The organism is Sutterella parvirubra YIT 11816, from assembly GCF_000250875.1.
GTDB lineage: Bacteria > Pseudomonadota > Gammaproteobacteria > Burkholderiales > Burkholderiaceae_F > Sutterella > Sutterella parvirubra.
On the sequence record NZ_JH605011.1, the window covers coordinates 41205 to 45642 of the forward strand.

Here is a 4438-nt window from a genome sequence, read left to right on the forward strand (position 1 = left end):
GGCCGCGTACGCCTGCCGCTACGTCGCGAAGAACATCGTCGCCGCGGGTCTCGCCCGTCAGTGCCAGGTTCAGGTCTCCTACGCCATCGGCGTCGCCGAACCGATGAACATCACGGTCTTCACGAACGGCACCGGCGTCATTCCCGACGCTGAAATCGCCAAGCTCGTGCGCGCGCACTTCGACCTGCGTCCGCGCGGCATCATCAAGATGCTCGACCTGCGCCGCCCGATCTTCTCGAAGACGGCCGCCTACGGTCACTTCGGCCGCGAAGAGCCGGAATTCACCTGGGAAAAGACCGACAAGGCCGCGGCCCTGCGCGCCGCCGCCGGTCTCTAAGACCAGGAAGGCCCCGAGGGCGCGGAGAACCCTTCGCGCCCTTCGAAGCGGGACCAGCACACGGCCGGCACCGACCGCGGTTGCCGGCCGTTTTCATTTCCGGGCGTTTTGCTTTTCGGCGCCGCACCCCGCTATCATCATTCGATTCGACCCACCCTCTAAAACGAACAGGCGACATGAAGAAACGCGTACTCACCGGCATCAACACGACCGGAACCCTCCACATCGGCAACTACGTCGGCGCGATCCGTCCGGCCATTCAGGACAGCCGCTCGCCCGACGTCGAGAGCTTCTTCTTCCTCGCGGACCTGCACGCCCTCATCAAGTGCCAGGATCCCGAGCGCATTGAACGGAGCCGCATGCAGATCGCCGCGACGTGGTTGGCCGCGGGTCTCGACCCTGAACGCGTCGTCTTCTACCGCCAGAGCGACATCCCCGAGATTCCGACCCTCAACTGGCTCCTCACCTGCTCGACGAGCAAGGGCCAGATGAACCGCGCGCACGCCTACAAGGCCGCGACCGACCAGGCCGTCGCCGCCGGGAAGGAACCCGACGCCGACGTGACGATGGGTCTGTTCTGCTACCCGATCCTCATGGCCGCGGACATCCTGATGTTCAACGCCCACGAGGTTCCCGTCGGCCACGACCAGATCCAGCACCTGGAAATGGCCCGCGACGTCGCCACGCGCTTCAACTTCCAGTACGCGAAGCCCGACGAGCCCTTCTTCACGCTCCCGCAGGCGACCGGCGGCTCCGCCGTCGAAGTCCTCCCGGGGCTTGACGGCCGCAAGATGAGCAAGTCCTACAACAACGTGATCCCGCTCTTTGAGGGCGGCCGCAAGGCGTTGGACGAAGCGATCTCGAGGATCGTCACCGACAGCAAGCTCCCCGGGGAACCGAAGGACCCCGAGAGCACCTCGCTCACCGTCATCTACGACGCCTTCGCGGCGCCCGAAGAGGCGGAAGCCTTCCGCGCGGAACTCCGCGCCGGTCTCGGCTGGGGCGAAGCGAAGAAGCGCCTCGCCGACAAGATCGACGCCGAAATCGGTCCGATGCGCGCCCGCTACGAAGAGCTGATGGCGCACCCGGAAGAGATCGAACGCATCCTTCAGGCGGGTGCTGCCAAGGCCCGCGCGCTCGCTGCGCCCTTCCTCGCCAAACTCATGCACGCCGTCGGCCTTCGCGCCTTCGCGCCGATCGCCGCCCCGGCGACCGAAGCGAAGAAGAAGGCCGCCGCGCAGCCCGTCTTCAAGCAGTACCGCGAAAAAGATGGCCGCTTCTACTTCAAGCTCACGCTCGGCACCCGCGAACTCTTCCACTCGGAAGGCTTCGATTCCGGCCGCGACGCGGGCGTCTGGGTGGGCCGCATGAAGAAGGAGGGCCGCCTTCCCGAAGGCGCGCCGGTCGCGCTCTTGGACGGCGTCACCGCCGACGAGGTGAACGCCGCGCTCGCCGCCTTCCTTGAAGACTGAAAACGCTGAAAACCCGTTTGGGGCGCCTCTATAATGGCGGCGCCCTGAACACCACGGGCCGCACCGACGAGGAGCGCTGCGACGGAACCCACGGGTTCCGCCAGGCTCGCCGGTGCGGTTTTGCTTTCCCCAACGGCGCTCGTCCGATACCGACATTTGAAGGAGTGCACCACATGCGCGCCAACATCGATTACGTCATTACGGACCTCGGCCTTGCGCCCTGGGGCCGCAAGGAAATTCAGATCGCCGAAGTCGAAATGCCCGGCCTGATGGCGATCCGCAAGGAATACGCCGAAAGCCGCCCGCTCGCGGGCGCCCGCATCTCCGGCTCGCTTCACATGACGATCCAGACCGCGGTCCTCATCGAAACGCTCGTCGCCCTGGGCGCCGAAGTCCGCTGGGCGAGCTGCAACATTTTCTCGACGCAGGACCACGCCGCCGCGGCGATCGTCGCCGAAGGCATTCCCGTCTTCGCGAAGAAGGGCGAGTCCGTCGAAGAGTACTGGGAGTACACGCACCGCATCTTCGAGTGGGCCGACGGCGGCTTCTCGAACATGATCCTCGACGACGGCGGCGACGCGACGCTCCTCCTGCACCTGGGCGCCCGCGCCGAGCAGGACCGCACGCTCATCGCCAACCCGACGAACGAAGAGGAAACCGCGCTCTTCGCCTCGATCGCGCGCCACCTCGACGCCGATCCGACGTGGTACTCCACGCGCCTCGCGCACATCAAGGGCATCACGGAAGAAACGACGACGGGCGTGCACCGCCTCTACCAGATGCACGCGCGCGGCGAACTCAAGGTTCCCGCCATCAACGTCAACGACTCCGTCACGAAGTCGAAGTTCGACAACCTCTACGGCTGCCGCGAATCGCTCGTCGACGGCATCAAGCGCGCCACCGACGTGATGATCGCCGGCAAGGTCGCGGTCGTCGTCGGCTACGGCGACGTGGGCAAGGGCTGCGCGCAGGCGCTGCGCGCCCTCGCCGCCCAGGTCTGGGTCGTTGAAATCGACCCGATCTGCGCGCTTCAGGCCGCGATGGAAGGCTACCGCGTCGTCACGATGGACTACGCCAAGGACAAGGCCGACATCTTCGTCACCGCGACGGGCAACTACCACGTGATCACGCACGACCACATGGTCGCGATGAAGAACGAAGCGATCGTCTGCAACATCGGTCACTTCGACAGCGAAATCGACGTCGCCTCGATGCGCAAGTACCGCTGGGACAACATCAAGCCCCAGGTCGACCACATCGAGCTCCCGTCGGGGAACCGCATCCTTCTCCTCGCGGAAGGCCGCCTCGTCAACCTCGGCTGCGCCACGGGCCACCCCTCCTACGTGATGAGCTCGTCCTTTGCGAACCAGACGCTCGCCCAGATCGAACTCTTCCAGCGCACGGCCGAATACCCGGTCGGCGTCTACATCCTCCCGAAGAAGCTGGACGAAAAGGTCGCGCGCCTGCAGTTGACGAACTTCAACGCGCAGCTCTCCGAACTCACGGACGAACAGGCCGCCTACATCGGCGTGCCGAAGGAAGGTCCGTACAAGAGCGACAGCTACCGCTACTGATCGAACGCGTCTCCCCGCCCGCTCGCGGGCGGGAGAGTCCCGCAAAGGCCCCGGACGAAAAGCCCGGGGCTTTTCGCATTTCAGAACCGAACGAATCCGGCGTCGGTGGCGATCCCTTGGAGCCGCAGATCGAACGCTTCGAAGAGATCCTCCGCGTCGTCGATCCTGTCCTCCATGAAGCCGATCCCGATCAGAACGCCCCCGCGCCCCTCGATCCAGCGGTCGTAGTAGCCCCCGCCGTAGCCGATCCGCCGCCCTCCGGCGCTCCAACCCACACACGGAACGATGAGGGCGTCGGGCGCAACAGCTTCGCCCGAAACCGGCGCGGGGATCCCCGCCGCATCGCGCTCCGTGGGCTTTCCCGTCGAAGGGTCCCATCGCCTGAAGTCCATCGTGCGCGCCGGCCCGCAGACGGGGAGGGCGACGGTGACGCCTTCCGAAGCCAACGCCCGAGCGAAGTCGCCCGGGTCAGGCTCCCCGCGGATCGGCCAGTAGAGCGCCACGGTGCGCGCTCCGGGCGCCAGGGCGGAGAGCGCCTCCCGGAGTACCGGCGTCCAGCTCATGCTTGCCGGAACGGCCCGGTTTCGCCGTACCGAAAGACGCGCCTCACGCAGTTTCTGTTTCCTTTCGTTCATCCGGGGGTCCTCTTTTCCTCACTCCGCTATAGTAGGCAAATCCAACCATCGAGCCATCCTGACCGAACGCCGCCATTCATGAGACCGAAGAGCCTCGCCCTGCGTCGCTGCCGACGACTCCTCGCCTGCCTCCTGGGGTGCGGCGCGGCGTTGGCGTCCGCGCAAAGCGCGGAAAACCCGGACTCAGCGGACGGCTGGGTCCCGCTGGCGCCGCTTCTCCAACGGGAGGAACCCGCGGCGCCCCGCACGCTCATGCCCGAGGCCGCGCCCAATGCCGGGGAGGAAGAAGCCCCCGCGGCGGCGCCGACCCCGGAGGATGCGCCCAAGACCGAACCGGCTCCTGATGAACCCGTCATGGGCCCGCACGCCCACGCCCCGGCGCCTGAGTCGACCGAAGCGCCTCCGGTTCCGCAGGCGGAA

General features: G+C 66.5%; 4 protein-coding genes, 1 pseudogene and 1 riboswitch. Of the genes and pseudogenes, 4 read left to right on the top strand and 1 reads right to left on the bottom strand.

Annotated elements, in window-relative coordinates; translation table 11 throughout:
* The 3 genes from HMPREF9440_RS12250 to ahcY all read left to right on the top strand — a co-directional run.
* Window positions 1-337: methionine adenosyltransferase domain-containing protein (locus HMPREF9440_RS12250; protein WP_008543474.1), on the top strand; the 337-nt coding region annotated here is incomplete at its 5' end.
* A 176-nt stretch (window positions 338-513) separates the two neighbouring features.
* Window positions 514-1809, top strand: a complete 1296-nt coding sequence (locus HMPREF9440_RS08915; protein WP_008543475.1) for a tryptophan--tRNA ligase — start codon at window positions 514-516, stop codon at window positions 1807-1809.
* A gap of 62 nt (window positions 1810-1871) precedes the next feature.
* A riboswitch (S-adenosyl-L-homocysteine riboswitch) is annotated at window positions 1872-1957 on the top strand.
* Window positions 1958-1982: 25 nt separating this feature from the next.
* Complete coding sequence (gene ahcY, locus HMPREF9440_RS08920) at window positions 1983-3383, top strand: adenosylhomocysteinase (protein ID WP_008543476.1); 1401 nt, start codon at window positions 1983-1985, stop codon at window positions 3381-3383.
* Between the two features lie 80 nt (window positions 3384-3463).
* Here the strand turns inward: ahcY and HMPREF9440_RS08925 are convergent, their stop codons facing one another.
* Window positions 3464-4018, bottom strand: coding sequence for a 5-formyltetrahydrofolate cyclo-ligase (locus tag HMPREF9440_RS08925; protein ID WP_087943861.1), 555 nt, complete (start codon window positions 4016-4018; stop codon window positions 3464-3466).
* A gap of 78 nt (window positions 4019-4096) precedes the next feature.
* Here HMPREF9440_RS08925 and HMPREF9440_RS11555 point away from each other — a divergent pair.
* Window positions 4097-4438: pseudogene (locus HMPREF9440_RS11555) on the top strand (hypothetical protein); the annotation flags it as partial.

Coding starts and splice junctions, on each gene's coding strand:
- ahcY (WP_008543476.1), top strand. CDS start 1,983: ATGCGCGCCAACATCGATTACGTCATTACGGACCTCGGCCTTGCGCCC.
- HMPREF9440_RS08925 (WP_087943861.1), bottom strand. CDS start 4,018: ATGAACGAAAGGAAACAGAAACTGCGTGAGGCGCGTCTTTCGGTACGG.
- HMPREF9440_RS08915 (WP_008543475.1), top strand. CDS start 514: ATGAAGAAACGCGTACTCACCGGCATCAACACGACCGGAACCCTCCAC.